The 22,048-nt window shown below is 66.8% G+C and carries 34 protein-coding genes; all 34 read right to left on the reverse strand.

The genetic code is table 11. The annotated features are described in order from the left end of the window. Positions 1 to 125: 125 nt before the first annotated feature. Entirely contained in the window at positions 126 to 1,484 is a 1,359-nt protein-coding gene (gene glmM, locus ACFRU2_RS15425; protein WP_351381514.1) for a phosphoglucosamine mutase, read from the reverse strand. Positions 1,485 to 1,616: 132 nt separating this feature from the next. Then, on the reverse strand, positions 1,617 to 2,135 hold the full coding sequence (rpsI, locus tag ACFRU2_RS15430; RefSeq protein ID WP_250751473.1) for a 30S ribosomal protein S9: 519 nt from the start codon (positions 2,133 to 2,135) through the stop codon (positions 1,617 to 1,619). A 46-nt stretch (positions 2,136 to 2,181) separates the two neighbouring features. Beyond that, positions 2,182 to 2,625, reverse strand: a complete 444-nt coding sequence (gene rplM, locus ACFRU2_RS15435) for a 50S ribosomal protein L13 (protein WP_112447734.1) — start codon at positions 2,623 to 2,625, stop codon at positions 2,182 to 2,184. A 245-nt stretch (positions 2,626 to 2,870) separates the two neighbouring features. Then, positions 2,871 to 4,130: a glycosyltransferase family 87 protein gene (locus tag ACFRU2_RS15440; RefSeq protein ID WP_382972155.1), complete on the reverse strand. Its 1,260-nt coding sequence runs from the start codon at positions 4,128 to 4,130 to the stop codon at positions 2,871 to 2,873. 66 nt (positions 4,131 to 4,196) lie between these two features. Further along, positions 4,197 to 5,816, reverse strand: coding sequence for an ABC-F family ATP-binding cassette domain-containing protein (locus ACFRU2_RS15445; protein ID WP_382972157.1), 1,620 nt, complete (start codon positions 5,814 to 5,816; stop codon positions 4,197 to 4,199). A 59-nt stretch (positions 5,817 to 5,875) separates the two neighbouring features. Continuing rightward, a complete protein-coding gene (gene truA / locus ACFRU2_RS15450) occupies positions 5,876 to 6,727 on the reverse strand; it encodes a tRNA pseudouridine(38-40) synthase TruA (protein ID WP_243333379.1) in 852 nt (283 codons plus the stop codon). A 104-nt stretch (positions 6,728 to 6,831) separates the two neighbouring features. Continuing rightward, complete coding sequence (gene rplQ, locus ACFRU2_RS15455; RefSeq protein ID WP_250751467.1) at positions 6,832 to 7,296, reverse strand: 50S ribosomal protein L17; 465 nt, start codon at positions 7,294 to 7,296, stop codon at positions 6,832 to 6,834. 90 nt (positions 7,297 to 7,386) lie between these two features. Then, positions 7,387 to 8,409 carry a DNA-directed RNA polymerase subunit alpha gene (locus tag ACFRU2_RS15460; RefSeq protein WP_008739666.1) on the reverse strand — a complete coding sequence of 341 codons (1,023 nt, stop codon included), beginning with the start codon at positions 8,407 to 8,409 and terminating at the stop codon, positions 7,387 to 7,389. Between the two features lie 158 nt (positions 8,410 to 8,567). Beyond that, a complete protein-coding gene (rpsK, locus tag ACFRU2_RS15465; protein WP_003956432.1) occupies positions 8,568 to 8,972 on the reverse strand; it encodes a 30S ribosomal protein S11 in 405 nt (134 codons plus the stop codon). Positions 8,973 to 9,026: 54 nt separating this feature from the next. After that, positions 9,027 to 9,407, reverse strand: coding sequence for a 30S ribosomal protein S13 (rpsM, locus tag ACFRU2_RS15470; RefSeq protein ID WP_254387356.1), 381 nt, complete (start codon positions 9,405 to 9,407; stop codon positions 9,027 to 9,029). 200 nt (positions 9,408 to 9,607) lie between these two features. Continuing rightward, a complete protein-coding gene (gene rpmJ, locus ACFRU2_RS15475) occupies positions 9,608 to 9,721 on the reverse strand; it encodes a 50S ribosomal protein L36 (RefSeq protein ID WP_003956441.1) in 114 nt (37 codons plus the stop codon). 76 nt (positions 9,722 to 9,797) lie between these two features. Further along, positions 9,798 to 10,019: a translation initiation factor IF-1 gene (gene infA, locus ACFRU2_RS15480; RefSeq protein WP_003956442.1), complete on the reverse strand. Its 222-nt coding sequence runs from the start codon at positions 10,017 to 10,019 to the stop codon at positions 9,798 to 9,800. Between the two features lie 203 nt (positions 10,020 to 10,222). Further along, a complete protein-coding gene (gene map, locus ACFRU2_RS15485) occupies positions 10,223 to 11,074 on the reverse strand; it encodes a type I methionyl aminopeptidase (protein WP_382972161.1) in 852 nt (283 codons plus the stop codon). 100 nt (positions 11,075 to 11,174) lie between these two features. Further along, the gene (locus ACFRU2_RS15490) at positions 11,175 to 11,822 is read right to left on the reverse strand and encodes an adenylate kinase (RefSeq protein WP_250751463.1); all 648 of its coding nucleotides are present in this window, start codon (positions 11,820 to 11,822) and stop codon (positions 11,175 to 11,177) included. After that, complete coding sequence (gene secY, locus ACFRU2_RS15495) at positions 11,822 to 13,138, reverse strand: preprotein translocase subunit SecY (protein WP_250751461.1); 1,317 nt, start codon at positions 13,136 to 13,138, stop codon at positions 11,822 to 11,824. Before secY ends, ACFRU2_RS15490 begins: the two co-directional genes overlap by 1 nt. 186 nt (positions 13,139 to 13,324) lie before the next feature. Beyond that, positions 13,325 to 13,780 carry a 50S ribosomal protein L15 gene (gene rplO, locus ACFRU2_RS15500; protein WP_243333371.1) on the reverse strand — a complete coding sequence of 152 codons (456 nt, stop codon included), beginning with the start codon at positions 13,778 to 13,780 and terminating at the stop codon, positions 13,325 to 13,327. Position 13,781: 1 nt separating this feature from the next. Next, positions 13,782 to 13,964, reverse strand: a complete 183-nt coding sequence (gene rpmD, locus ACFRU2_RS15505) for a 50S ribosomal protein L30 (RefSeq protein ID WP_215079434.1) — start codon at positions 13,962 to 13,964, stop codon at positions 13,782 to 13,784. Then, complete coding sequence (gene rpsE / locus ACFRU2_RS15510) at positions 13,964 to 14,566, reverse strand: 30S ribosomal protein S5 (protein WP_008739695.1); 603 nt, start codon at positions 14,564 to 14,566, stop codon at positions 13,964 to 13,966. The genes rpmD and rpsE overlap by 1 nt, the downstream gene beginning before the upstream one ends. Positions 14,567 to 14,611: 45 nt before the next feature. After that, entirely contained in the window at positions 14,612 to 14,995 is a 384-nt protein-coding gene (gene rplR / locus ACFRU2_RS15515; protein ID WP_030008471.1) for a 50S ribosomal protein L18, read from the reverse strand. A 2-nt stretch (positions 14,996 to 14,997) separates the two neighbouring features. Beyond that, entirely contained in the window at positions 14,998 to 15,537 is a 540-nt protein-coding gene (gene rplF, locus ACFRU2_RS15520) for a 50S ribosomal protein L6 (protein WP_382972165.1), read from the reverse strand. Positions 15,538 to 15,557: 20 nt separating this feature from the next. Beyond that, positions 15,558 to 15,956: a 30S ribosomal protein S8 gene (gene rpsH / locus ACFRU2_RS15525; RefSeq protein WP_008739698.1), complete on the reverse strand. Its 399-nt coding sequence runs from the start codon at positions 15,954 to 15,956 to the stop codon at positions 15,558 to 15,560. 223 nt (positions 15,957 to 16,179) lie between these two features. Continuing rightward, positions 16,180 to 16,365, reverse strand: a complete 186-nt coding sequence (locus ACFRU2_RS15530) for a type Z 30S ribosomal protein S14 (protein WP_003956452.1) — start codon at positions 16,363 to 16,365, stop codon at positions 16,180 to 16,182. A gap of 5 nt (positions 16,366 to 16,370) precedes the next feature. Continuing rightward, the gene (gene rplE / locus ACFRU2_RS15535) at positions 16,371 to 16,922 is read right to left on the reverse strand and encodes a 50S ribosomal protein L5 (protein ID WP_030008469.1); all 552 of its coding nucleotides are present in this window, start codon (positions 16,920 to 16,922) and stop codon (positions 16,371 to 16,373) included. Then, positions 16,922 to 17,245: a 50S ribosomal protein L24 gene (rplX, locus tag ACFRU2_RS15540; RefSeq protein ID WP_215023444.1), complete on the reverse strand. Its 324-nt coding sequence runs from the start codon at positions 17,243 to 17,245 to the stop codon at positions 16,922 to 16,924. The genes rplE and rplX overlap by 1 nt, the downstream gene beginning before the upstream one ends. A 2-nt stretch (positions 17,246 to 17,247) precedes the next feature. Further along, complete coding sequence (gene rplN / locus ACFRU2_RS15545) at positions 17,248 to 17,616, reverse strand: 50S ribosomal protein L14 (RefSeq protein ID WP_003956455.1); 369 nt, start codon at positions 17,614 to 17,616, stop codon at positions 17,248 to 17,250. A 124-nt stretch (positions 17,617 to 17,740) separates the two neighbouring features. Then, a complete protein-coding gene (rpsQ, locus tag ACFRU2_RS15550; RefSeq protein ID WP_243333368.1) occupies positions 17,741 to 18,022 on the reverse strand; it encodes a 30S ribosomal protein S17 in 282 nt (93 codons plus the stop codon). Beyond that, positions 18,022 to 18,246, reverse strand: a complete 225-nt coding sequence (rpmC, locus tag ACFRU2_RS15555; protein WP_008739703.1) for a 50S ribosomal protein L29 — start codon at positions 18,244 to 18,246, stop codon at positions 18,022 to 18,024. The genes rpsQ and rpmC overlap by 1 nt, the downstream gene beginning before the upstream one ends. Further along, positions 18,246 to 18,665 carry a 50S ribosomal protein L16 gene (rplP, locus tag ACFRU2_RS15560; RefSeq protein WP_030026326.1) on the reverse strand — a complete coding sequence of 140 codons (420 nt, stop codon included), beginning with the start codon at positions 18,663 to 18,665 and terminating at the stop codon, positions 18,246 to 18,248. The genes rpmC and rplP overlap by 1 nt, the downstream gene beginning before the upstream one ends. A gap of 5 nt (positions 18,666 to 18,670) precedes the next feature. Beyond that, positions 18,671 to 19,513 (reverse strand): 30S ribosomal protein S3, encoded by an 843-nt coding sequence (gene rpsC / locus ACFRU2_RS15565; RefSeq protein WP_254387361.1) that lies wholly within the window; start codon positions 19,511 to 19,513, stop codon positions 18,671 to 18,673. Further along, the gene (rplV, locus tag ACFRU2_RS15570) at positions 19,513 to 19,860 is read right to left on the reverse strand and encodes a 50S ribosomal protein L22 (RefSeq protein ID WP_007265904.1); all 348 of its coding nucleotides are present in this window, start codon (positions 19,858 to 19,860) and stop codon (positions 19,513 to 19,515) included. Before rplV ends, rpsC begins: the two co-directional genes overlap by 1 nt. Before the next feature lie 43 nt (positions 19,861 to 19,903). Next, positions 19,904 to 20,185 carry a 30S ribosomal protein S19 gene (gene rpsS / locus ACFRU2_RS15575; RefSeq protein WP_023539342.1) on the reverse strand — a complete coding sequence of 94 codons (282 nt, stop codon included), beginning with the start codon at positions 20,183 to 20,185 and terminating at the stop codon, positions 19,904 to 19,906. Between the two features lie 12 nt (positions 20,186 to 20,197). Next, positions 20,198 to 21,034: a 50S ribosomal protein L2 gene (gene rplB / locus ACFRU2_RS15580; protein ID WP_254387362.1), complete on the reverse strand. Its 837-nt coding sequence runs from the start codon at positions 21,032 to 21,034 to the stop codon at positions 20,198 to 20,200. 39 nt (positions 21,035 to 21,073) lie between these two features. After that, a complete protein-coding gene (gene rplW, locus ACFRU2_RS15585; protein ID WP_030154694.1) occupies positions 21,074 to 21,397 on the reverse strand; it encodes a 50S ribosomal protein L23 in 324 nt (107 codons plus the stop codon). Next, positions 21,397 to 22,047 (reverse strand): 50S ribosomal protein L4, encoded by a 651-nt coding sequence (gene rplD, locus ACFRU2_RS15590; RefSeq protein ID WP_254387363.1) that lies wholly within the window; start codon positions 22,045 to 22,047, stop codon positions 21,397 to 21,399. The genes rplW and rplD overlap by 1 nt, the downstream gene beginning before the upstream one ends. Between the last annotated feature and the right edge of the window lies 1 nt (position 22,048).

A 22,048-nucleotide genomic window follows, 5' to 3' on the forward strand; every position in this document is an offset into this window, starting at 1 on the left:
ACACAAGGCGAGCACTGGGGAGAGAAACCCCCCCAAGCTCCGCCCCCCCCCCCCCCCCAAGCACCACCCCCCCCCCCGCGGCCTCTCCTCCCTGTTGTCCCTGTGCCATGACCGTCGGGCGGGCTCTAGCCGAGCGCCGACTTCACCACGTCCGCGAGGCGCCCCGCGACCGAGCGGGCCTGCTCGATGTCGGCGGCCTCCACCATCACGCGCACGAGGGGCTCAGTGCCCGACGAACGCAGCAGCACGCGCCCGGTCGTGCCGAGCTCCCGCTCCGCCTCGGCGACGGCCGCGGCCAGCTCGCCCGAGGTGGTGACCCGCGACTTGTCCACGTCGGGGACGTTGACCAGCACCTGCGGCAGCCGCGTCATGACGCCGGTCAGCTCGGCCATGGACTTGCCGGTGGCCGCGATCCGGGCCGCCAGCATCAGGCCGGTCAGGGTGCCGTCGCCGGTGGTGGCGTGGTCGAGGATGATCACGTGGCCGGACTGCTCGCCGCCCAGCGCGTACCCGTGCTCCTTCATCGACTCCAGGACGTACCGGTCGCCGACGCCGGTCTGCACGACGTTGATGCCCTCGGACTCCATGGCCAGCTTGAAGCCCAGGTTCGACATCACGGTCGCGACGACGGTGTCCTCGCGCAGGTGCCCGGCCTCGCGCATCGCCAGCGCGAGCACCGCGAGGATCTGGTCCCCGTCGACCTCTTCGCCGTTCGCGTCCACGGCGAGGCAGCGGTCGGCGTCCCCGTCGTGCGCGATGCCGAGGTCGGCCCCGTGCTCGACGACGGCCTGCTTCAGCAGACCGAGGTGGGTGGAGCCGCAGCCGTCGTTGATGTTCAGGCCGTCGGGCTCGGCACCGATGGTGACGATCTCCGCGCCGGCCCGGGTGAAGGCCTCGGGCGAGACGTAGGCGGCCGCGCCGTGCGCCTCGTCCAGGACGACCTTGAGGCCGTCGAGGCGGTTGGGCAGCACACCCATGAGGTGGGCGACGTACTTGTCGAAGCCCTCGGTGTAGTCGGAGACGCGGCCGACGCCGCCGCCCGTCGGGCGGTCCCAGGGAGCGCCCGTGCGGTGGTCCTCGTAGACCGTCTCGATCCGGTCCTCCAGCTCGTCGGCGAGCTTGTGGCCGCCGCGCGCGAAGAACTTGATGCCGTTGTCGGGCATGGCGTTGTGGCTGGCCGAGAGCATGACACCGAGGTCGGCGCCCAGCGCACCGGTGAGATACGCCACCGCCGGGGTGGGCAGCACACCGACGCGCAGGACGTCCACGCCCGCGCTCGCGAGGCCGGCGACGACTGCGGCCTCCAGGAACTCGCCCGAGGCGCGGGGGTCCCGGCCGACCACCGCGGTGGCCCTGTGACCAGCGAAGGTGCCCGCCTCGGCCAGTACGTGCGCGGCCGCCACGGAGAGGCCGAGCGCGAGCTCGGCCGTCAGATCCGCGTTGGCGACGCCCCGTACACCGTCCGTCCCGAAGAGTCGTCCCACTGTTGTCCTCCCGAGTTCACACTTCGCTATGAGCAGTTGTGCCAATTATTTGCCGCTTTTGGCGGTAAACGAACCGCCCCGGCAGCACACAGAGTGCTGCCGGGGCGGAATCGTGCTGAACAGCAGGCGAGATTAACGCTTGCTGTACTGCGGGGCCTTACGGGCCTTCTTGAGACCGGCCTTCTTGCGCTCGACCGCACGGTCGTCGCGGGAGAGGAAGCCGGCCTTCTTCAGCGCCGGGCGGTTGTTGTCCACGTCCGCCTCGTTCAGCGCACGGGCCACACCGAGGCGCAGGGCGCCGGCCTGGCCGGACACGCCGCCACCCGAGATGCGGGCGATGACGTCGTAGCGGTTGTCGAGCTCGAGCAGCTTGAACGGCTCGTTGACTTCCTGCTGGTGCACCTTGTTGGGGAAGTAGTCCTCAAGGGTGCGACCGTTGATCTTCCACTTGCCGGTGCCCGGAACGATCCGGACGCGGGCGATGGCGTTCTTGCGACGGCCCAGGCCGGCGGCCGGCTGGGGGTCGCCGAAGCGGCCGGCAAGGGACTCGGACGTGTAGTCACCCTCGACTACGTCCGCGGTCTCGGTGGTGTATTCCTCGACGTTGCCCTCGAACTCTTCGACGACAGTCTCGGCGGTGGTCTCGGCCACGATGCTCCTCAGAAGTTTCTTGTCTTAGGGGGTGTGGTGGCCGGAACTACTGCGCGACCTGGGTGATCTCGAACGGCACCGGCTGCTGAGCAGCGTGGGGGTGCACATCGCCCGAGTAGACCTTCAGCTTCGAGAGCATCTGACGGCCCAGGGTGTTCTTGGGGATCATGCCCTTGATGGCCTTCTCGACGGCCTTCTCCGGGTTGTTCGCCAGGAGGTCGTCGTAGCGGACCGAACGCAGACCGCCCGGGAAGCCGGAGTGGCGGTACGCCATCTTCTGGGTCGCCTTGTTGCCGGACAGGTGAACCTTGTCGGCGTTGATGATGATGACGAAGTCGCCCATGTCCATGTGGGGGGCGTAGGTCGGCTTGTGCTTACCCCGCAGGAGGGTAGCGGCCTGGGTCGCCAGACGGCCGAGGACAACGTCCTGGGCGTCAATGACGTGCCACTGGCGCGAGATGTCGCCGGGCTTGGGGCTGAACGTACGCACGCGTATGCCTTCGCTTCTTCAGTGGTGGGTCATCCCATAGGGCGCTAAGCCCCGCGGGACGGGTCCTGACAGGGTCACCACGGACGATCACGACAGCCCTCGTTCGCAACAGGGACGAAGCCCGTGCGAACTGCTTGAACTGCTTGTCATCGGTCCGGTGGACCGGCGCAAGGCCCTTTCACGTGAGAATGAGAAAGCCAATACGCATAACAAACAAGCAGAGTACCCAGAAGGACCCGTACGGGTCAAAACGCGGTCCGCGAAGCCGTTTGAGCTGGCGTCGCGGCGCACTCCGGTTCGGTCCTGGGTGGGGACCCCGCAGTTGTTACGGGTTCCAGAGTAACCCGGATCGGACGCAGTGCTCGACGCGCCAGCAGTCCGGCGAGCGCGCACAGGGTCACCATGTCCCTGAATGCCCGCCTTTTGGCCTCGAACTCCGAGGGCCACGGAATGCCCGCGGTCTGCGGCACCAGGGCCAGCCAGAACCAGGGCGAGCGCGGCATCGAGCCCGCCCGCACCCCCGACGCCAGCAGCAGCGGGAGCACCACGATCAGGTAGTGGTCGAAGGAGGGCCGCGACACCAGGAACGCGGCGAGCATCACCATGCAGGCCGTCTCCACCAGCCGCAGCTCACCCGCGTCGCCGTCCGCCTCGACCGGCCGCCGCCAGCGCCGCCAGGTCGCCCACAGCCCGCACCCGGCCCCCGCGAAGGCCAGCACCACCGCCAGCGGAGCGGGCACCCCCAGCCGGGGCAGCGCCGCGATCGGCGAGGCGTCCCAGGGCAGTGCGTAGGAATCCTGGCCCTGCAGCAGGAACGGCAGGGTCTTGGTGAAGAACAGCATCGGGTGCGGCATCATCAGCGCCCCCGCCAGCGAGAGCCCCACCGGCACCCCCACCGCCAGGGCCAGCCCCCGCCACTGCCGGGCCAGGAGGAAGAGCAGCCCGATCGGCACCAGCATCGGCTTGCACGCGATGGCCAGGCCCACCACCAGGCCGGCCGCGGCCCAGTGCTTGCGGTGCGCCAGCAGCAGCGCCACCGGCAGGGCGGCGGCGGAGATGGCCGTCCAGTTCGCGATCAGCACGAGGTTGATGTACGGCTTGTAGGCCAGCGCGAACAGCGCGAAACCGCCGACCGCGAACCGCGAGCGCACCGGGACCGAGAACAGTCGCAGCGAGGCCCACCAGCCGAGGCCGACGAGCCCGGTCATCCCCAGCGGCAGCACGCAGCGCAGCAGCGGCGCCGGCAGCAGGGCCTCGGGAATCGCCATGATCACGGCGCTGGGCAGGTAGAGGAACCGCTTGTCCTCGTACGGGGAAACCCCGGCGAGCAGGGCGTCGGCCGCCTTGACCACGAAGGCGTTGTCCGAGCCCCAGTTCTCCCGCAGGCTCGCCGAGACCGCCACCGACAGCAGGATCACCAGACCCACGAAGCGCCAGGACCGGGGAGCCGGCCGCAGCAGCCAGGCCACCCCCCGGTCCCACGAGGACGGGCTGTCCCACTTCATGACCCAGACACTCGGCCGCAGCCCCACAACGAAGTCCCCTCGACCCAAGCCGGGGGCGGTCTCCCCCTAGCGCTTCCGCTCGACCCTACGTTCGTCCCAGACGGGCTCCGTAGTCTCCCGTACAACACCGTCTGAACCGAAGACCAGGTAACGGTCAAAAGTCCGGGCGAACCACCGGTCGTGCGTGACGCACAACACAGTGCCGTCGTACGCCTCCAGCCCGTCCTGCAGCGCTTCCGCCGATTCCAGGTCGAGGTTGTCCGTCGGCTCGTCGAGCAGCAGCGCCGTCGTACCGGCGAGCTCCAGCAGCAGGATCTGGAAGCGCGCCTGCTGACCGCCCGAGAGCCTCTCGAAGGGCTGCTCGCCCTGGCGCTCCAGCTCGTAGCGGCGCAGGGCGCCCATCGCCTGGCCCAGCGGCTTCGCCGCCTCCGTCCACAGGATGTCGACGAGCGTGCGGCCGAACAGCTCGGGGTGGGCGTGGGTCTGCGCGAAGTGGCCGGGGACCACGCGGGCGCCGAGCTTCCACGTACCCGTGTGCTTGACGTCCTCCCCCGCCATCAGGCGCAGGAAGTGGGACTTCCCGGAGCCGTTCGAGCCCAGGACCGCGACCCGCTCCCCGTAGAAGACCTCCAGGGAGAAGGCCTTCATCAGCCCGGTGAGCTCCAGGTTCTCCACCGTGAGCGCGCGCACGCCGGTACGGCCGCCCTTGAGCCGCATCTTGATCTCCTGCTCGCGCGGCGGCTCCGGCGGCGGGCCGGCATCCTCGAACCGCTTGAAGCGGGTCTGCATCGCGTGGTACCGGGAGGCCATGTCCGGGCTGCTCGCGGCCTGGCCGCGCAGGCGCAGCACCAGGGCCTTCAGCCGGGCGTGCTCCTCGTCCCAGCGCCGCTTGAGTTCCTCGAAGCGCGCGAAGCGCTCCTTGCGGGCGGCGTGGAACGTGCCGAAGCCTTCGCCGTGCACCCAGACGTCGGAGCCGTTCGGGCTCGCCTCCAGGCTGATGATCTTCTCGGCGGCCTGGGTCAGCAGCTCCCGGTCGTGGCTGACGAAGAGCACCGTCTTGCGGGTGGCCGCCAGCTGCTCCTCAAGCCACCGCTTGCCCGGGACGTCGAGGTAGTTGTCCGGCTCGTCGAGCAGCAGCACCTCGTCCGGCCCGCGCAGCAGCGCCTCCAGCACGAGCCGCTTCTGCTCACCGCCCGAGAGCGTGCGCACCTCGCGGAACTGCGCCGTGTCGTACGGGATCGCCAGCGCGGCCATCGTGCAGACGTCCCACAGCGTCTCCGCCTCGTACCCCTGCACGTCGGCCCAGTCGCTGAGCGCCTGGGCGTACTGCATCTGGGCGGCCTCGTCGTCCACCGTCAGGATCAGCTGCTCGGCCCGGTCCACCGCCTTGGCGGCCTCCCGGATCCGCGGCTGGGCCACCGAGACCAGCAGGTCCCGTACGGTCGTCTCGTCGCGGACCGAGCCCACGAACTGCGACATCACACCGAGCCCGCCGCTGACGGTCACTCCGCCGCCGTGCGGCTGGAGCTCGCCGGAGATCATCTTCAGCAGTGTGGTCTTGCCGGCCCCGTTCGCCCCGACCAGGGCGACGACCGACCCCTCCCCCACCCGGAAGGAGACGTCGGGGAGCAGAACCCGCCCGTCGGGAAGGTAGTACTCCAGGTGGCTGGCTTCGAGATGTCCCATGCGGGGCATTGTCCAGGTCCGGCCCCGATCCGCCCAAACGAGTTAGCCCGGTACCCGTCCTAGCAGCAGCCGGCTCCGGGCAGGGTCCGCAGGTTCCGCGCTTCCTTGCTCCGCGCGGCCAGCAGCTCGTCGGCCGGGTAACCGACCTCCTCCAGGGTCAGCCCGTGCGGCTTGACCACGTGCACCGAGGAGTCCCGTACGGCCGCGGCCAGCACCTTCCCGGGCCAGTCGGTCGTCCGGTGGCCGTCGCCGACGTGCAGCAGGGCCCCGACCAGCGAGCGGACCATGTTGTGGCAGAAGGCGTCGGCGCGGACGGTCGCGGTGATGATCCCCTCCGCGTCCCGCTCCCAGCTGAGCTGCTGGAGGGTGCGGATGGTCGTGGCCCCCTCGCGCTTCTTGCAGTACGCGGCGAAGTCGTGCTCCCCGACCAGCGCGGCGGCAGCCTCGTTCATGGCGTCCACGTCGAGCGGCCACTGGTACCAGAGCACGTGCCCGCGGCGCAGCGGGTCCACGCCGGCCTGGTGGTCGCCCACGCGGTAGGCGTAGCGGCGCCAGATCGCGGAGAACCGCGCGTTGAACCCGGCGGGGGCCTCGGCGGCCTTCCACACCCGTACGTCGTGCGGCAGCCGTCCGGCGAGGCGGCGCAGCAGCTTGTCCTGGTGCTCGGCCCACACCTCGTCCCGTACGTCGAACTGCGCGACCTGTCCGCGCGCGTGCACGCCCGCGTCGGTCCGGCCGGCGACGGTCAGCTCCACCGGGTCGGGCAGCCGCATCACGGTCTGCAGGGCCGACTCCAGCTCCCCCTGGACGGTCCGCAGCACGCGCTGCTTCGCCCAGCCGGAGAAGTCCTTGCCGTCGTAACTCAGGTCCAGCCTGACCCGGACGTGCCCGGGCTCCACCTCGTCACTCACGTGACAGATCCTCTCAGCTGCGTCTTTCGCACGAAATGCAGAACGGGCCCGCCCCGGAAGGGGGCGGGCCCGTTCAGAGCCATTCAGCGTGATCCCGGAAGGGATCAGGCCTCCTTGGTCTCCTCGGCGGCGGGAGCCTCAGCGGCCTCCGCCTCCTTCACGGCGCGCTTGGTGGCGGCCTCGGCCTCACCAGTGGCCTGCTGGGCGACCGTAAGGGCCTCGACCAGCTCGATCACGGCCATCGGGGCGTTGTCGCCACGACGGTTGCCGATCTTGGTGATGCGCGTGTAACCACCGGGGCGGTTCTCGTAGCGCGGGGCGATCTCGGTGAACAGCGTGTGCACGATGCTCTTGTCCGTGATCGTCTGCAGCACCAGGCGACGGTTGTGGATGTCGCCCTTCTTGGCCTTGGTCACCAGACGCTCGGCGTAGGGACGCAGGCGGCGGGCCTTGGCCTCGGTGGTGGTGATGCGGCCGTGCTCGAAGAGCGACTTCGCGAGGTTCGCGAGGAGGTGCTTCTCGTGCGCGGCGCTGCCGCCCAGACGGGCACCCTTTGCGGGACGCGGCATGGTCTTACTCCTTCATATCTGCACCGGCCGTGTCAGGTACCGGTGACAGTTCCCCCGAGGCGGATGCCGCGGGAAAGTTTCTGGTGGTGCTTAGTACTGCTCGGTCTCGACGAAACCGGCGTCCGCGTCGTCGTCGGCGCCGAAGGCGTCGGCAGCGGCGGTCGGGTCGAATCCGGGCGGGCTGTCCTTGAGGGCCAGGCCCATGCCGGCCAGCTTCGCCTTGACCTCGTCGATCGACTTCGCACCGAAGTTGCGGATGTCGAGCAGGTCGGCCTCGGAGCGGGCGACGAGCTCACCCACGGAGTGGATGCCCTCGCGCTTGAGGCAGTTGTACGACCGAACGGTGAGCTCGAGCTCCTCGATCGGCAGCGCCAGGTCGGCGGCCAGGGCCGCGTCCGTCGGCGAGGGGCCCATGTCGATGCCCTCGGCGTCGATGTTGAGCTCGCGGGCCAGACCGAACAGCTCGACCAGGGTCTTGCCGGCGGACGCCATGGCGTCGCGCGGGCGCATGGCCTGCTTGGTCTCGACGTCGACGATGAGCTTGTCGAAGTCGGTGCGCTGCTCGACTCGGGTCGCCTCGACCTTGTAGGTGACCTTGAGGACCGGGCTGTAGATGGAGTCGATCGGGATGCGACCGATCTCCTGGCCCAGCTGCTTGTTCTGGACGGCGGAGACGTAGCCGCGACCGCGCTCGACGGTCAGCTCCATCTCCAGCTTGCCCTTGCCGTTGAGCGTGGCGAGGACCAGGTCCGGGTTGTGCACCTCGACACCGGCCGGGGGCGCGATGTCGGCAGCGGTGACCAGGCCGGGACCCTGCTTGCGCAGGTACATCACGACCGGCTCGTCGTGCTCCGAGGAGACGACCAGCTGCTTGATGTTGAGGATGATGTCGGTGACGTCTTCCTTGACACCCGGCACGGTGGTGAACTCGTGCAGGACGCCGTCCACGCGGATGCTGGTGACAGCGGCACCCGGGATCGAGGACAGGAGCGTGCGGCGGAGCGAGTTGCCGAGGGTGTAGCCGAAGCCCGGCTCCAGCGGCTCGATCACGAACCGCGAGCGGTACTCGTCTACGACCTCTTCGGTCAGCGAGGGGCGCTGAGCGATAAGCATGTGGATTCCTTCATTCGTGGACGCCCACTATTTGACGCCCGACGGATCGTGGCCCAGGGGCCACGGACTACAAGGGTACGGGCGGTACGTCCCCCGCGAGGGGTTCGTACCGCCCGGACACTCAAAGACGCACAGGCGCGAAGCCCGGCGTCGCCGAATCAGACGCGGCGACGCTTGGGCGGACGGCAGCCGTTGTGCGGGGTGGGGGTGACGTCCTGGATCGAGCCGACCTCGAGGCCGGTGGCCTGGAGGGAGCGGATCGCGGTCTCACGGCCGGAGCCGGGACCCTTGACGAAGACGTCGACCTTGCGCATGCCGTGCTCCTGCGCGCGACGGGCGGCCGACTCGGCGGCCATCTGCGCGGCGAAGGGGGTGGACTTGCGCGAGCCCTTGAAGCCGACGTGGCCGGCGGAGGCCCAGGAGATCACGTTGCCCGAGGGGTCCGTGATCGAGACGATGGTGTTGTTGAACGTGCTCTTGATGTGGGCGTGCCCGTGAGCGACGTTCTTCTTTTCCTTGCGGCGCACCTTCTTGGCAGCGCCCTGACGACCCTTGGGGGGCATCTAAATCTCCTACGGGAGGTGGTCGGTCCTACAGCGCAAGACCGCTGAACAGGACTACTTCTTGCCCGGCTTCTTCTTACCGGCGATCGCGCGACGCGGACCCTTGCGGGTACGGGCGTTCGTGCTGGTGCGCTGACCGTGCACGGGCAGGCCGCGACGGTGACGAACACCCTGGTAGCACTGGATCTCGACCTTGCGGCGGATGTCGGCCTGGATCTCGCGGCGGAGGTCACCCTCGGTGCGGAGGTTGGCGTCCACGTACTCGCGGATCTTGACCAGGTCCTCTTCGGCCAGGTCACGAACGCGGGTGTTCGGGTTCACACCGGTGGCCGCAAGGATTTCCTTGGACCGGGTGCGACCGACACCGAAGACGTAGGTAAGTGCGATCTCCACACGCTTTTCGCGCGGGATGTCAACACCGGAAACGCGTGCCATTCAATGGCTCCTGTGTGTTCGGGGGTCTTCAGCAGAACCGAACCCCGACCGCCGACCACACCTGATGGGTGGTGGTACGTCCGGGTCCCCGGCCCCCGCCGGAGGTGCCGCCGGCCCTGGTCGGGGCTAGGCGGGTTCTGCGTATGTACTTTTTCTTACGTCGCGCGAAGAACTGCGTAGTGCAGGTCGGTCGGCGTGCGTCAGCCCTGGCGCTGCTTGTGGCGCAGGTTGTCGCAGATGACCATGACCCGACCGTGACGGCGGATCACCTTGCACTTGTCGCAGATCTTCTTGACGCTCGGCTTGACCTTCATGTTGGTGAGGTTCTCCGGGTCAGTGCCACCACCCGCGCGTCAGGACAGGATGTCCGGACGGGAGTGAAGACAAGATCTACTTGTATCGGTAGACGATCCGGCCACGCGTCAGGTCGTAGGGAGAAAGCTCCACGACAACCCGGTCATCAGGGAGGATGCGGATGTAGTGCATGCGCATCTTGCCGCTGATGTGCGCGAGGACCTTGTGACCGTTCTGGAGTTCCACCTTGAACATCGCGTTCGGGAGGGACTCGATCACGGTGCCCTCGATTTCGATGGCACCTTGCTTCTTGGCCACGCTTCGCCTTTCGAATCGGCTACCTTGATCAGCTCCCCGCCTTCGCATGAGGACATGCGGGTGCAAAGGAGCCGACGAGTCAGTCTACGTCAGGGCCCACTGAAAGACGAATCCGGAAAGTGTGCCCTACAGGATAGATCATCAATCCTGCCCATACCGGTCGGCCCGGCGGGCCCGACGGGCCCGGCCCGGCCGGCCGCGGCTCAGCCCAGCGGGTCCGGCGCGGTGGTCACGCCGTACTCCGCCAGCTTCGCCTTGCCGCAGTCCGGGGAGGTCAGGACGATCGGTCCCTCCTCGGTCAGGGCGATGGAGTGCTCCCAGTGCGAGGACCAGGTGCCGTCCGTGGTGATGACCGTCCAGTCGTCCGCCAGGACCTCCGTCTGGGCGGTGCCCAGCGAGACCATCGGCTCGATCGCCAGGCACAGGCCGGGGACGAGCTTGATGCCCTTGCCCCGCTTGCGCGAGACGTAGTTCAGCAGGTGCGGGTCCATGTGCATCTCGGAACCGATGCCGTGGCCGCCGTAGTCCTCGATGATCCCGAACTTGCCGAGGCTGTGCTCGCCCGTGGTCGGGCGCGGCTGCCGCTTGATGTAGGTCTCGATCGCCTTCGAGATGTCCACGAGGCGGTTGCCGAGCTTCATGGCGGCGATACCGGCCCACATGGACTCCTCGGTCACCCGGGAGAGCTCCACGAGCTCAGGGGCGTGTCCAGAGCCCACGAAGGCGGTGTACGCGGCGTCGCCGTGCCAGCCGTCGACGATCGCGCCGGCGTCGATCGAGATGATGTCGCCGTCCTTGAGGACCGTCTTGTCGTCGGGGATGCCGTGGACCACGACCTCGTTGACCGAGGTGCAGATGGTCGCGGGGAACCCGCCGTAGCCGAGGAAGTTCGACTTGGCGCCGGCGTCCGCGATGACCTTGCGGGCCACCATGTCCAGATCCCGCGTCGTGGCGCCCGGCAAGGCCGCCTCACGGGTCGCCGCGTGGATCGCCGCGACGACCAGCCCCGCCTCACGCATCTTCGCGATCTGCTCGGGGGTCTTGATCTGGACCATGACGTACCTGCCACCTTCGGATTCGGGTCTTTCAACAGTACGGCCGCGGCGTCCTGGGGACACCGCGGCCGGGGCTGCACTACAGGTGAACTGCTTCTTGCTACTTCTTCAGGGCGTCCATCGCGCGCTGCGTGACGTCCTTGACCTCGCCGAGGGCGGGGATCGTCACGAGCAGGCCCTGGGCCTTGTAGAAGTCGATGATCGGCTCCGTCTGCGTGTGGTAGACGTCGAGGCGGTTGCGCACCGTGGCCTCGGAGTCGTCCTCACGCTGGTAGAGCTCGCCACCGCACGTGTCGCACACGCCTTCGGTCTTCGGCGCGGCGTAGTCCACGTGGAAGATGTGCTTGTTGTCCTTGCGGCAGGTGCGCCGCCCGGCGATCCGCTTCACGACCTCGTCCTCCTCGACCTCCAGGTCGAGGACGGCGTCGAGCTTGATGCCCTGCGCCTTGAGGATCTCGTCCAGCGCTTCGGCCTGGGAGACGTTGCGCGGGAAGCCGTCGAGCAGGAAGCCGTTCGCGGCGTCCGGCTGCTCCATGCGGTCCTTGGCCATGTCGATCGTGACCTGGTCGGGGACGAGGTCACCCTTCGACATGTAGGACTGGGCGCGCTGGCCCAGCTCCGTCTTCTGGCTGATGTTGGCCCGGAACAAGTCGCCCGTGGAGATGTGCGGGATCGACAAGGTTTCGGCAAGCACAGTCGCCTGCGTTCCCTTGCCCGCGCCCGGCGGGCCGACGAGGACGATTCGCATCAGCGGAGGAACCCTTCGTAATTACGCTGCTGGAGCTGGCTCTCGATCTGCTTCACGGTTTCCAGACCCACACCCACGATGATCAGGATGCTCGTCCCGCCGAACGGGAAGTTCTGGTTCGCTCCGAAGCCGGCCAACGCCATCGTCGGCACAAGAGCGATCAGACCCAGGTACAGCGACCCCGGCCAGGTGATCCGGTTGAGTACGTAGCTGAGGTACTCGGCGGTAGGCCGACCGGCGCGGATGCCCGGAATGAACCCACCATACTTCTTCATGTTGTCTGCAACTTCCTCGGGGTTGAACGAGATCGCCACGTAGAAGAACGCGAAGAAAACGATCAGGAGGAAGTAGGTGGCGATGTAGTACGGGTGGTCGCCCTTGACGAAGTGCTTGCTGATCCAGTTGGCCCAGCCGGCGGTGGAACCGCTGAACTGGACGATCAACGCCGGGATGTACAGCAGCGACGAGGCGAAGATGACCGGGATGACACCGGCCTGGTTCACCTTGAGGGGGATGTACGTCGAGGTGCCGCCGTACGCGCGCCGGCCGATCATGCGCTTCGCGTACTGGACCGGGATCCGCCGCTGCGCCTGCTCGACGAAGACCACCAGGGCCACCATCGCGAGGCCGACCAGGATGACCACGCCGAACTCGACCCAGCCGTCCGCGATCTTGCCCTGCTCCTTGATGGCCCACAGGGAACCGACGAAGCCCGCGGCGATCGAGATGAACATCAGGATCGACATACCGTTGCCGATGCCCCGGTCGGTGATGAGCTCACCGAGCCACATGACGAGGCAGGTACCGGCGGTCATGGTGAGCACCATGACGACGGTGGTGAAGATCGACCGGTCGGGAACGATCTGGTCTTTGACGGAGCACGTCCCGAAGAGGGCTCCACTGCGGGCGGTGGCCACGAGGCCGGTGCCCTGCAGGATCGCGAGCGCGACCGTCAAATAGCGCGTGTACTGAGTGATCTTCGACGTGCCGGACTGACCCTCTTTTTTGAGGTTCTCCAGCTTCGGGATGACCACGGTCAGCAGCTGCAGGATGATGCTCGCCGTGATGTACGGCATGATGCCGAGCGCGAAGATCGTGATCTGGAGCAGCGCGCCACCGCTGAACATGTTGACGAGACCGAAGAGGCTGTTGTTGCCCGCCCCCATCTGGTCCACACAGATCTGAACGTTCTTGTAGCTCACGCCGGGTACCGGCACGTGGGAACCGAGTCGGTACAGCACGATGATGGCGAGCGTGAAAAGCAGCTTCTTGCGCAGGTCGGGCGTCTTGAACGCCCGGGCGAACGCGGTGAGCACGGTGCCTCCTGCGACCCCCGCGCTACTGCGTCAGAGGTGACGGTCTGAGGGATCGACGAATGTGTACAAGCAAAGGTGCAGGCCACCTTACCGGCGTCTGCACCTCCCACGGAACGACCAACCGGGGATGCCCCATATGTGAGGCATCCCCGGTCGGGTTTCTAGCTATTTGTCACTGAGTTCGTCTTAGACGAGCTCGGTCACAGAGCCACCAGCGGCGGCAATCTTCTCCTTGGCGGAGCCGGAAACGGCGTCAACCGAAACCTGCAGCGCCACGGAGATCTCGCCCTGGCCCAGGACCTTGACGAGGCTGTTCTTGCGAACCGCGCCCTTGGCGACCAGGTCGGCCACCGTGACTTCTCCACCCTCGGGGTAGAGAGCGCCGAGCTTGTCCAGGTTCACGACCTGGAACTCGGTGCGGAACGGGTTCTTGAAGCCCTTGAGCTTCGGCAGACGCATGTGGAGGGGCATCTGCCCACCCTCGAAGCGCTGCGGGATCTGGTAGCGGGCCTTCTGGCCCTTCGTACCACGACCGGCCGTCTTACCCTTCGACGCCTCACCACGACCGACACGGGTCTTCGCGGTCTTGGCGCCGGGGGCGGGACGGAGGTTGTGGGCCTTCAGCGGGCTGCTCTCAGCCATGTTAGTCAACCTCCTCAACCGTCACGAGGTGGCGGACGGTGTGAACCATTCCGCGGAACTCGGGGCGGTCCTCCTTGACGACGACGTCGTTCAGGCGCTTGAGCCCGAGCGAACGCAGCGTGTCGCGGTGGTTCTGCTTGCTGCCGATGTACGACTTGACCTGCGTGACCTTGAGACGAGCCATTACGCACCCGCCCCAGCACGCGCACGGAGCAGAGCCGCGGGGGCGACGTCCTCGAGGGGCAGACCACGGCGAGCCGCGATCTCCTCGGGACGCTGCAGGCCCTTGAGGGCCGCCACGGTCGCGTGCACGATGTTGATCGCGTTGGAAGAGCCGAGCGACTTCGACAGGATGTCGTGAACGCCGGCGCACTCCAGAACGGCGCGCACCGGGCCACCGGCGATAACACCGGTACCGGGGGCGGCCGGCTTCAGCAGCACGACGCCCGCGGCACGCTCACCCGTGATCGGGTGAGGAATGGTGCCCTGGATGCGCGGAACCTTGAAGAAGGACTTCTTGGCTTCCTCGACACCCTTGGCAATGGCCGCGGGAACTTCCTTGGCCTTGCCGTAACCGACACCTACAGTGCCGTCACCGTCGCCCACCACGACCAGCGCGGTGAAGCTGAAGCGGCGACCACCCTTGACAACCTTGGCGACGCGGTTGATCGCGACAACGCGCTCAACGTAAGCGGTCTTCTCGGCGGCAGGGCCACCGTCGCGACCCTTCCGGTCCCGCCGCTCGCCGCCACCGGCACCGCTTCCGCGGCGCTGGGGTCCAGCCATTGGATTACCTCTCTCTGTTACGTCCGTGAGTCCCGGAACCGGGGCTTAGAACTTCAGCCCGGCTTCGCGGGCGGCGTCAGCCAGAGCGGCAATGCGCCCGGCGTATCGGTTGCCACCGCGGTCGAACACGACGGTCTCGACACCCGCAGCCTTGGCACGCTCGGCGACGAGTGCGCCGACGGCCTGGGCCTGCGAGCTCTTGTCGCCTTCGCCACCACGGATCGAAGCGTCCAGGGTCGACGCGGACGCCAGGGTGTGACCCTGGAGGTCGTCGATGACCTGAGCAACGATGTTGCGGTTGGAACGCGTCACGACGAGGCGCGGACGCTCCGCCGTACCCGAGACGTTCTTGCGGATGCGGATGTGGCGGCGGGCCTTGGCGGCACGCTTGTACGCGTCGCCCTTGGCGATCTTTACACCGTATGCCATGGCTACTTACCAGCCTTTCCGACCTTGCGGCGGATGACTTCGCCGGCGTACTTGACACCCTTGGCCTTGTACGGGTCGGGCTTCCGCAGCTTGCGGATGTTGGCGGCGACCTCGCCGACCTTCTGCTTGTCGATGCCCTCGACCGAGAACTTGGTGGGCGACTCGACCTTGAAGGAGATGCCCTCGGGCGCCTCGATCAGGATCGGGTGGCTGTAGCCAAGCTGGAACTCCAGGTTGGAGCCCTTCGCGGCGACGCGGTAACCGACACCGCTGATCTCAAGAGCCTTGACGTAACCCGTGGTCACGCCGGTGATCATGTTCGCCACCAGCGTGCGGGACAGGCCGTGCAGGGCCTTGTTCTGACGCTCGTCGTTGGGGCGGGTGACGTTCAGAACGCCGTCCTCACCCTTGACGATCTCGATCGGCGCCTTGACGGTGAGCGCGAGGGAACCCTTGGGGCCCTTCACGGACACAGCCTGGCCGTCGATGGTGACGTCCACACCGGCGGGAACCTGGATGGGGAGCTTGCCGATTCGCGACATTGCTTTTCCTCCGTTCCCGACTACCAGACGTAGGCGAGGACTTCCCCACCTACGCCCTTCTTGCCTGCCTGCTGGCCGGTGAGCAGACCGTGGGACGTGGAGATGATCGCCACGCCCAGGCCGCCGAGCACCTTCGGCAGGTTGGTGGACTTTGCGTACACACGCAGACCGGGCTTCGAGATCCGCTTGATGCCCGCAATGGAGCGCTCGCGGTTCGGGCCGAACTTCAGCTCGAGGACGAGGTTCTTGCCGACCTCGGCGTCCTCGACCTTCCAGCCGGTGATGAAACCCTCCTGCTTGAGGATTTCTGCGATGTGCGACTTGATCTTGCTGTGCGGCATCACGACAGAGTCGTGGTACGCCGAGTTAGCGTTACGCAGACGCGTGAGCATGTCTGCGATCGGGTCAGTCATGGTCATGAAGTGGCCTTCGGCCTCTCTCGCCGGGGTTTCCTGTATGCGCCATCCCTCTCCCCACTCAGTGGCGGGACGGGTGCGGTGCGGGGACCTACGGCGTAGTAAGTCGTTATGGGCGGCGGACGCCCAACCACACAAGCCTAAGGCATGCGCGGCCGGGCATCCGCCGACCAGATGCTTACCGAGAGTCTCTGGTTCTCCCCAAGTCCTTGCGGACGAGAGGGAATTACCAGGAGCTCTTGGTCACGCCCGGCAGCTCGCCACGGTGAGCCATCTCACGAAGGCAGACGCGGCACAGGCCGAACTTGCGGTACACGGAGTGGGGGCGACCGCAGCGCTGGCAGCGGGTGTACGCACGCACACCGAACTTGGGCTTGCGGGCAGCCTTCGCGATGAGAGCCTTCTTCGCCATCTCGCTTACGCCTCCTTGAAGGGGAAGCCGAGGTGACGAAGGAGCGCGCGGCCCTCAGCGTCGTTGGTCGCCGTGGTGACCACGGTGATGTCCATACCCCGGGTACGGTCGATCTTGTCCTGGTCGATCTCGTGGAACATGACCTGCTCCGTGAGACCGAAGGTGTAGTTGCCACGGCCGTCGAACTGCTTCGGCGACAGACCACGGAAGTCACGGATACGCGGCAGCGCGAGCGACAGCGTACGGTCCAGGAACTCCCACATGCGGTCACCACGGAGGGTGACGTGGCAGCCGATCGGCTGACCCTCGCGCAGCTTGAACTGCGCGATGGACTTGCGGGCCTTCGTGACGGCCGGCTTCTGACCGGTGATCGTCGTCAGGTCCTTGATGGCGCCGTCGATCAGCTTGGAGTCGCGGGCGGCGTCGCCCACACCCATGTTGACCACGATCTTCACGAGGCCGGGGATCTGCATGACGTTCTCGTAGGAGAACTCTTCACGCAGCTTGCCCGCGATGTCCTCGCGGTACTTCGTCTTGAGACGCGGAGTGGTAGCCATCAGATGTCCTCACCCGTCCGCTTGGCAACGCGGATCTTGTTGCCCTCGTCGTCGAAGCGGAAACCGACGCGGGTAACGACCTTCTGGCCGTCCTTCTCCACAACCAGCTGAACGTTGCTGACGTGGATCGGCGCCTCGGTGATCACGATGCCACCGGTCTGCGAGCCACCAGCGGTCTGGCCGGCCTTGGTGTGCTTCTTGACCCGGTTGACACCCTCGACCAGGACGCGGTTCTCAGTAGGGATGGCCAGAATGACCTTGCCCTGCTTGCCCTTGTCCTTACCGGTGATGACCTGAACCAGGTCGCCCTTCTTGATCTTCATGCTTACAGCACCTCCGGCGCGAGCGAGATGATCTTCATGAACTTCTTCTCGCGCAGCTCACGGCCCACCGGGCCGAAGATACGGGTGCCGCGAGGGTCGCCGTCGTTCTTCAGAATGACGGCGGCGTTCTCGTCGAAGCGGATGTACGAGCCGTCCTGGCGGCGGCGTTCCTTCACGGTGCGAACGATGACCGCCTTGACGACGTCACCCTTCTTCACGTTGCCACCGGGGATCGCGTCCTTGACGGTGGCAACGATGACGTCACCGATGCCCGCGTAGCGGCGACCGGAACCACCGAGAACACGGATGCAAAGGATCTCCTTGGCACCAGTGTTGTCGGCGACACGCAGTCGCGACTCCTGCTGGATCACGTCTATCTCCTGTTTGTCTGCCGGTTCCCGGCGGGGGCATCACTCCGAAGAGCTACCGCCCCCACCGAGCCTGGCGGAACGAACCTGAGGGGCCCCTGGGCTTGCTGCCCAGGGCCTCAGATAATTACTTGGCCTTCTCGAGGATCTCGACGATGCGCCAGCGCTTGCTCGCCGACAGCGGACGCGTCTCCATGATGAGGACGCGGTCGCCGACGCCGGCAGCGTTCTGCTCGTCGTGCGCCTTGAGCTTGTTCGTACGGCGGATGACCTTGCCGTACAGAGCGTGCTTCACGCGGTCCTCGACAGCGACGACGACGGTCTTGTCCATCTTGTCGCTGACGACAAGACCCTCACGGGTCTTGCGGAAGCCGCGGTCAGTCGTCTCAGTCACGTTCTTCTCGCTCATCAGGCGCTCTCCACCGTCTCGATACCGAGCTCACGCTCGTGCATCAGGGTGTAGATGCGAGCGATGTCCTTACGGACGGACTTGAGCCGGCCGTTGTTCTCCAGCTGACCCGTGGCCGCCTGGAAGCGCAGCTTGAACAGCTCTTCCTTGGCCTCGCGCAGCTTGCCAACGAGCTCCTCGTTACCGAGCTCACGCAGCTCGGACGCCTTGGTTCCCGTCGCCATCACGACTCACCTGCCTCGCGCCGAACAATCCGGCACTTCATCGGAAGCTTGTGAGCAGCGCGGGTGAGCGCCTCACGAGCAATCTTCTCGTTCGGGTAGGACAGCTCGAACATGACCCGGCCCGGGTGCACGTTCGCGATCCACCACTCGGGAGAACCCTTACCGGAACCCATGCGGGTCTCGGCAGGCTTCTTCGTCAGGGGACGGTCCGGGTAGATGTTGATCCAGACCTTGCCGCCACGCTTGATGTGGCGGGTCATCGCGATACGAGCCGCCTCGATCTGGCGGTTCGTCACGTAGGCGGGGGTAAGCGCCTGGATGCCGTACTCGCCGAACGAGACCTCAGTACCGCCCTTGGCCATACCGCGGCGCTTCGGGTGGTGCTGCTTGCGGTGCTTGACCCTACGAGGGATCAGCATGTCGGTCAGGCCTCCGTTCCGGTGCTCTCAGCCGGAGCGGCGGCGGGAGCGTCGGCCTTGGGGGCCTCCACACCAGCAGCCTGCTGCGGCTTGCGGCCACCACGGCCGCCGCGCTCGCCACCACGGCCACCACGGCCGGCGGGACGGTCGCCAGCGCCGGCGGCACCACGGGCCGGGCGGTTACCCGCACGGGCCGCAGCGTTCTCGGCGCGAACCTCGGCGATGTTCTTGACGTCGCCCTTGTAGATCCAGACCTTCACACCGATACGGCCGAAGGTGGTCTTGGCCTCGAAGAAGCCGTAGTCCACGTTCGCGCGGAGGGTGTGCAGCGGCACACGGCCTTCGCGGTAGAACTCGGAGCGGGACATCTCGGCGCCGCCGAGGCGACCGCCACACTGGATCTTGATGCCCTTGGCGCCGGCCTTCATCGTGCCCTGCATGCTCTTACGCATGGCGCGACGGAAGGAGACGCGGGAGGAGAGCTGCTCGGCAACGGCCTGCGCGACGAGCTGAGCGTCGACCTCGGGGTTCTTGACCTCGAGGATGTTCAGCTGGACCTGCTTGCCCGTGAGCTTCTCGAGGTCACCGCGAATGCGGTCGGCCTCGGCGCCACGGCGGCCGATGACGATGCCCGGACGAGCGGTGTGGATGTCCACACGCACGCGGTCACGGGTGCGCTCGATCTCAACCTTCGAGATGCCGGCGCGCTCCATGCCGGACGTCATCATCCTGCGGATGGCGACGTCTTCCTTGACGTAGTCCTTGTACAGCTTGTCGGCGTACCAACGCGACTTGAAGTCGGTGGTGATGCCGAGCCGGAACCCGTGCGGGTTTACCTTCTGGCCCATTACCGGGAACCTTCCTTGCTGCTGACGACCACGGTGATGTGGCTGGTCCGCTTGCGGATCCGGTAGGCACGGCCCTGGGCACGCGGACGGAACCGCTTCAGGGTCGGGCCCTCGTCCACGTACGCCTCGCTGATGACCAGCGTGGAGGCGTCGGGGTGGTTGTAGTTGTGTGCGGCGTTGGCAATGGCGCTGTCCAGCACCTTGCCGACCGGCACGCTCGCGGCCTGCGGGGCGAAACGCAGGACCGCCTGAGCCTCCGTGGCATCCATGCCACGGATAAGGTCCACCACTCGGCGGGCCTTCATGGGCGTGACGCGGATGTACCGCGCCTGGGCCCTGGCTTCCATGGTTGTCCCTTCGGTGTAAGTCATAGTCGTTTCCACCCCGCCTTTAGCGGCGCTTCGACTTCCGGTCGTCCTTGACGTGGCCGCGGAAGGTGCGAGTCGGCGAGAACTCGCCGAGCTTGTGGCCGACCATCGACTCGGTGACGAACACCGGGACGTGGATCTTGCCGTTGTGCACCGCGATGGTGTGACCCAGCATCGCCGGGATGATCATCGAGCGACGGGACCAGGTCTTGATGACGTTCTTGGTACCGGCTTCGTTCTGTACGTCCACCTTCTTGATGAGGTGTCCGTCGACGAAGGGTCCCTTCTTGAGACTGCGCGGCATCTAAACCCGCTCCTAGCGCTTCTTGTTCGTCTTGCGGCGGCGGACGATGTACTTGCTCGAAGCCTTCTTCGGCGAGCGAGTACGACCCTCCTTCTGACCCCACGGGGAGACCGGGTGACGACCACCGGAGGTCTTACCCTCACCACCACCGTGCGGGTGGTCGACCGGGTTCATCGCGACACCGCGGACGGAGGGGCGAACGCCCTTCCAGCGCATGCGGCCGGCCTTGCCCCAGTTGATGTTCGACTGCTCGGCGTTGCCGACCTCACCGACGGTGGCGCGGCAGCGGGCGTCGACGAGACGGATCTCGCCGGACGGCATGCGGAGGTGGGCCATGACGCCCTCCTTCGCGAGCAGCTGCACAGAGGCACCAGCGGAGCGGGCGAACTTGGCGCCGCCACCGGGACGGAGCTCGATCGCGTGGATCGTGGTACCGACCGGGATGTTGCGGAGCGCCAGGTTGTTACCGGGCTTGATGTCGGCCGTGGGGCCGTTCTCAATCCGGTCACCCTGCTTCAGGTTCTTCGGCGCAATGATGTAGCGCTTCTCACCGTCGGCGTAGTGCAGGAGCGCGATGCGCGCCGTGCGGTTGGGGTCGTACTCGATGTGCGCGACCTTGGCCGGCACGCCGTCCTTGTCGTGACGACGGAAGTCGATCACACGGTAGGCGCGCTTGTGGCCGCCACCCTGGTGTCGAACCGTGATCCGACCGGTGTTGTTACGGCCGCCCTTGCTGTGCAGGGGGCGGACCAGCGACTTCTCCGGCGTGGACCGCGTGATCTCGACAAAGTCGGCGACGCTGGAGCCACGACGGCCCGGGGTCGTCGGCTTGTACTTGCGGATACCCATTTCTCAGTCCTCGTCCGATTCCGGACGACTAGACCTCCGTTAGGAGGCCTGGCCGCCGAAGATGTCGATTCGGTCGCCCTCAGCGAGGGTCACGATGGCGCGCTTGGTGTCAGCGCGCTTGCCAAAACCGGTCTTGGTGCGCTTGCGCTTACCCTGACGGTTGATCGTGTTGACCCCGGTGACCTTGACCCCGAAGACCGCCTCGACGGCCTGCTTGATCTGGGTCTTGTTGGAGCCGGGCGCGACGATGAACGTGTACTTGTTCTCGTCCAGCAGCGCGTAGCTCTTCTCCGAGACAACCGGCTTGATCAGCAGGTCGCGCGGGTCAGTGAAGGTCTTGCTGGTAACGGTCGCCTCAGACATCAGGCGTCGCTCCCTTCGGTCTCGTCGGCCTTGGGGCCAGACACGAAGGACTCGAAAGCGGTCTGGGTGAAGACCACGTCGTCAGAGACGATCACGTCGTACGTGTTCAGCTGGCCCGGCTCCAGGATGTGAACCTGGGGCAGGTTGCGGGCGGACAGCCACGCGGCCTCTTCGGAGCGGTCGACGACCAGGAGCAGGTTCTTGCGCTCCGAGATCTTGCCGAACAGCGTCTTGGCGGCCTTCGTGGAGGCGGCACCCTCGACCACGCCGGTGACGACGTGGATGCGGGAGTGACGCGCACGGTCCGAGAGGGCACCGCGGAGGGCGGCGGCCTTCATCTTCTTCGGGGTCCGCTGCGAGTAGTCACGCGGCTGCGGGCCGTGGACGACGCCACCGCCGACGAACTGCGGAGCGCGGGTGGAACCCTGGCGAGCGCGGCCGGTGCCCTTCTGGCGGTACGGCTTGCGGCCACCACCACGGACTTCGCCACGACGCTTGGTCTTGTGCGTGCCCTGACGGGCAGCAGCCAGCTGAGCGACGACGACCTGGTGGATCAGCGGAACGCTGGTCTTCGCGTCGAAGATCTCCGCGGGGAGCTCGACGGTACCGGCCTTGTCGCCTGCCGGCGAAAGGATGTCAATGGTGCTCATT

The sequence above is a fragment of the Streptomyces sp. NPDC056883 genome (assembly GCF_042788835.1).
GTDB classification, from domain to species: Bacteria; Actinomycetota; Actinomycetes; order Streptomycetales; family Streptomycetaceae; genus Streptomyces; species Streptomyces stoeckheimensis.

Excerpts from the sequence above, each read along its gene's own strand:
- rpsC (WP_254387361.1), bottom strand. The coding sequence starts at position 19,513 with ATGGGCCAGAAGGTAAACCCGCACGGGTTCCGGCTCGGCATCACCACC.
- rplV (WP_007265904.1), bottom strand. The coding sequence starts at position 19,860 with ATGGAAGCCAGGGCCCAGGCGCGGTACATCCGCGTCACGCCCATGAAG.
- rplW (WP_030154694.1), bottom strand. The coding sequence starts at position 21,397 with ATGTCTGAGGCGACCGTTACCAGCAAGACCTTCACTGACCCGCGCGAC.
- map (WP_382972161.1), bottom strand. The coding sequence starts at position 11,074 with ATGGTCCAGATCAAGACCCCCGAGCAGATCGCGAAGATGCGTGAGGCG.
- rpsM (WP_254387356.1), bottom strand. The coding sequence starts at position 9,407 with ATGGCACGCGTTTCCGGTGTTGACATCCCGCGCGAAAAGCGTGTGGAG.
- ACFRU2_RS15530 (WP_003956452.1), bottom strand. The coding sequence starts at position 16,365 with ATGGCGAAGAAGGCTCTCATCGCGAAGGCTGCCCGCAAGCCCAAGTTC.
- rpsK (WP_003956432.1), bottom strand. The coding sequence starts at position 8,972 with ATGCCCCCCAAGGGTCGTCAGGGCGCTGCCAAGAAGGTGCGCCGCAAG.
- rplF (WP_382972165.1), bottom strand. The coding sequence starts at position 15,537 with ATGTCGCGAATCGGCAAGCTCCCCATCCAGGTTCCCGCCGGTGTGGAC.
- rplP (WP_030026326.1), bottom strand. The coding sequence starts at position 18,665 with ATGCTGATCCCTCGTAGGGTCAAGCACCGCAAGCAGCACCACCCGAAG.
- rpmC (WP_008739703.1), bottom strand. The coding sequence starts at position 18,246 with ATGGCGACGGGAACCAAGGCGTCCGAGCTGCGTGAGCTCGGTAACGAG.
- rpmD (WP_215079434.1), bottom strand. The coding sequence starts at position 13,964 with ATGGCTCGTCTCAAGGTCACGCAGGTCAAGTCGTACATCGGCAGCAAG.
- rplD (WP_254387363.1), bottom strand. The coding sequence starts at position 22,047 with ATGAGCACCATTGACATCCTTTCGCCGGCAGGCGACAAGGCCGGTACC.
- rpsQ (WP_243333368.1), bottom strand. The coding sequence starts at position 18,022 with ATGAGCGAGAAGAACGTGACTGAGACGACTGACCGCGGCTTCCGCAAG.
- rpmJ (WP_003956441.1), bottom strand. The coding sequence starts at position 9,721 with ATGAAGGTCAAGCCGAGCGTCAAGAAGATCTGCGACAAGTGCAAGGTG.
- rplQ (WP_250751467.1), bottom strand. The coding sequence starts at position 7,296 with ATGCCGCGTCCCGCAAAGGGTGCCCGTCTGGGCGGCAGCGCCGCGCAC.
- rplE (WP_030008469.1), bottom strand. The coding sequence starts at position 16,922 with ATGGCTACCACTCCGCGTCTCAAGACGAAGTACCGCGAGGACATCGCG.
- ACFRU2_RS15440 (WP_382972155.1), bottom strand. The coding sequence starts at position 4,130 with ATGAAGTGGGACAGCCCGTCCTCGTGGGACCGGGGGGTGGCCTGGCTG.
- rpsE (WP_008739695.1), bottom strand. The coding sequence starts at position 14,566 with ATGGCTGGACCCCAGCGCCGCGGAAGCGGTGCCGGTGGCGGCGAGCGG.
- ACFRU2_RS15460 (WP_008739666.1), bottom strand. The coding sequence starts at position 8,409 with ATGCTTATCGCTCAGCGCCCCTCGCTGACCGAAGAGGTCGTAGACGAG.
- rplX (WP_215023444.1), bottom strand. The coding sequence starts at position 17,245 with ATGAAGATCAAGAAGGGCGACCTGGTTCAGGTCATCACCGGTAAGGAC.
- ACFRU2_RS15445 (WP_382972157.1), bottom strand. The coding sequence starts at position 5,816 with ATGGGACATCTCGAAGCCAGCCACCTGGAGTACTACCTTCCCGACGGG.
- ACFRU2_RS15490 (WP_250751463.1), bottom strand. The coding sequence starts at position 11,822 with ATGCGAATCGTCCTCGTCGGCCCGCCGGGCGCGGGCAAGGGAACGCAG.
- rplR (WP_030008471.1), bottom strand. The coding sequence starts at position 14,995 with ATGGCATACGGTGTAAAGATCGCCAAGGGCGACGCGTACAAGCGTGCC.
- rpsS (WP_023539342.1), bottom strand. The coding sequence starts at position 20,185 with ATGCCGCGCAGTCTCAAGAAGGGACCCTTCGTCGACGGACACCTCATC.
- rplO (WP_243333371.1), bottom strand. The coding sequence starts at position 13,780 with ATGGCTGAGAGCAGCCCGCTGAAGGCCCACAACCTCCGTCCCGCCCCC.
- rpsH (WP_008739698.1), bottom strand. The coding sequence starts at position 15,956 with ATGACCATGACTGACCCGATCGCAGACATGCTCACGCGTCTGCGTAAC.
- rplB (WP_254387362.1), bottom strand. The coding sequence starts at position 21,034 with ATGGGTATCCGCAAGTACAAGCCGACGACCCCGGGCCGTCGTGGCTCC.